This window comes from Nocardioides sp. (genome assembly GCF_025964975.1).
Taxonomy (GTDB): Bacteria; Actinomycetota; Actinomycetes; order Propionibacteriales; family Nocardioidaceae; genus Nocardioides.
Genome location: NZ_JAOPXV010000105.1, coordinates 1 through 2,856, shown reverse-complemented (window position 1 = coordinate 2,856; position 2,856 = coordinate 1). Strand labels below are relative to the sequence as shown.

Here is a 2,856-nt window from a genome sequence, read left to right as displayed (position 1 = left end):
CATCGGCGGGTACCTCGGCCCCGACTACGTCGTGGAGTCGTCGATCGGTCACATCCGTGACCTGCCACAGAGCGCTGCCGACACGCCGGCGAGCATCAAGGACAAGCCGTGGGGCCGGCTCGCGGTCGACGTGGAGAACGGCTTCGAGCCGTACTACGTCGTCCCCCGCGACAAGAGGTCCCACATCTCCAAGCTCAAGGGCCTGCTCAAGGACGCCGACGAGCTCTACCTCGCCACCGATGAGGACCGCGAGGGCGAGGCGATCGCCTGGCACCTCCTCGACGAGCTGAAGCCGAAGAACATCCCCGTCAAGCGGATGGTCTTCCACGAGATCACCAAGGCCGCGATCCTCGCCGCCGCCGAGAGCCCCCGTGAGCTCGACATGGACCTCGTCGAGGCTCAGGAGGCGCGTCGCATCCTCGACCGTCTCTACGGCTACGAGGTCTCGCCCGTCCTGTGGCGCAAGGTGATGTCGGGCCTGTCCGCGGGTCGCGTGCAGTCGGTGGCCACCCGGCTGGTGGTCGACCGCGAGCGCGAGCGGATGAAGTTCAAGCTCGCGTCCTACTGGGACCTCGAGGGCACCTTCGACGCGGGCAGCAAGCACGAGCAACGGATGTTCCCGGCCAAGCTGCACTCCCTCGACGGAGCCCGTGTGGCCCGCGGCAGCGACTTCGGCCAGGACGGAGTGCTGAAGAAGAGTGACATCGTCCACCTCGACCGCACCCGCGCCGAGGCCCTGGCGGCCGCTCTCGCCGACACGACCTTCGACGTCCGCTCGGTCGAGTCCAAGCCCTACCGCCGCTCGCCCTACGCCCCCTTCCGCACCACGACGCTGCAGCAGGAGGCCGGCCGCAAGCTCGGCATGAGCTCCAGCGTCACGATGTCGGTGGCGCAGCGGCTCTACGAGGGCGGCTACATCACCTACATGCGTACCGACTCCACCACGCTCTCGGGCGGTGCGATCAGTGCCGCCCGCGAGCAGGTCCGGGAGCTGTACGGCGCCGAGTACGTCCCCGACGCCCCGCGCACCTACGCCTCCAAGGTCAAGAACGCGCAGGAGGCCCACGAGGCGATCCGGCCCGCCGGCGACTCGTTCCGCACGCCCGCGCAGACCGGACTCACCGGCGAGCAGTTCCGCGTCTACGAGCTGATCTGGATGCGCACCGTCGCCTCCCAGATGAAGGACGCCACCGGCCAGTCCGTCTCGATCCGCGTCGGTGGGGCCGCCGCCACGGGCGAGGACGCCGTCTTCTCCGCCAGCGGTCGCGTCATCACTTTCCACGGCTTCCTCAAGGCCTACGTCGAAGGCACCGACGACTCCTCGGTGCGCGACGACCAGGAGACCCGCCTGCCCAACCTGACCGAGGGCGAGCCGGTCTCGGCTGCCTCGATCCAGGCTGCCGGCCACGAGACGAAGCCGCCGGCCCGCTACACGGAGCCGACGCTGATCAAGGAGCTCGAGGAGCGCGAGATCGGTCGCCCTTCGACGTACGCCTCGATCATGGGCACCATCGTCAACCGCGGTTACGTCTACAAGAAGGGCTCGGCGCTGGTCCCGGCCTGGCTGGCCTTCTCCGTGGTGCGGCTGCTGGAGGACCACTTCCCGCGACAGATCTCCTACGAGTTCACCGCCCGGATGGAAGACGTCCTCGACGACATCGCGGGCGGACGCCGCGACCGGAAGACCGAGCTGGCCGAGTTCTACTTCGGCGGCAAGGACATCGAGGGGCTCCACACCTTGGTCAACGAGCTGGGCGACATCGACGCCAAGGAGCTCGCGACCTTCCCCATCGGCGAGGGCATCGACCTGCGCGTGGGCCGCTATGGCCCGTACGTCGAAGGGCCCGGCCCCGAGGGCGACGAGGGTGCGCTCGTGCGGGCCAACGTCCCCGACGACCTTCCCCCTGACGAGCTGACGCTGGCCAAGGCGCGCGAGCTGCTGGCCAACCCTGCCGGTGAGGAAGCGGTGCTCGGCACCCACCCCGAGACCGGGCTCCAGGTCATCGCCAAGAACGGCCGCTTCGGGCCCTACGTCACTGAGGTGCTGCCCGAGGACGCGCCCAAGTCGGCCAAGGCCCGCACCGGCTCGCTCTTCAAGTCGATGTCGCTCGACACGATCTCCTTGGCCGAGGCGGTCAAGCTGCTCGAGCTCCCACGCGTCGTGGGCGCCGGCGAGGACGGGGAGGAGATCACGGCGCAGAACGGTCGCTACGGCCCCTACCTCAAGCGCGGCACCGACTCCCGCTCGCTGACCAGCGAGGACCAGATCTTCGACATCACCCTCGACCAGGCGCTGGCGATCTACGCCCAACCCAAGCAGCGCGGTCGGGGCGCCGCCACGCCTCCGCTCAAGGAGCTCGGCAACGACCCGGTCTCCGGTCAGCCGATCGTCGTCAAGGCGGGCCGCTTTGGTGAATACGTCACCGACGGGGAGTACAACGCCACGCTCCGCAAGGACGACACCGTGGAGTCCATCAACCTCGAGCGCGCGGCCGAGCTCCTCCAGGAGCGCCGCGACAAGGGTCCGGCGAAGAAGACGGCCAAGAAGGGCGCGAAGAAGGCAGCCAAGAAGACCCCGGCGAAGAAGACGACCGTGAAGAAGGCCGCAGCCAAGAAGGCGACGGTCAAGAAGGCGCCGGCGGCGAGGAAGACGGCAGCGAAGAAGGCCTGAACCGCTGGACCTCTAGTCGCGGGGGCGGCCCGGAGGTGCGTGAGCCACATTCTGCGCCGGCGGATTCCAGACAGTCACGCAACACCGGGGTGTTTTGTGGTTTCGATGAGTAGTTTCTCAAGCGTTTCGGTTGGGGTGCGGAATGCGTGTCTCTTGCGGGGCCGGGCGTTGAGTTCGGCTGCGAT

Annotated in this window: 1 protein-coding gene; it reads left to right on the top strand. The window is 68.4% G+C overall.

Annotation, left to right across the window (positions count from 1 at the left end):
- The first annotated feature begins 1 nt into the window (after position 1).
- Positions 2-2,671 (top strand): type I DNA topoisomerase, encoded by a 2,670-nt coding sequence (gene topA / locus JWN68_RS07665; RefSeq protein WP_297737076.1) that lies wholly within the window; start codon positions 2-4, stop codon positions 2,669-2,671.
- Positions 2,672-2,856: the final 185 nt, after the last annotated feature.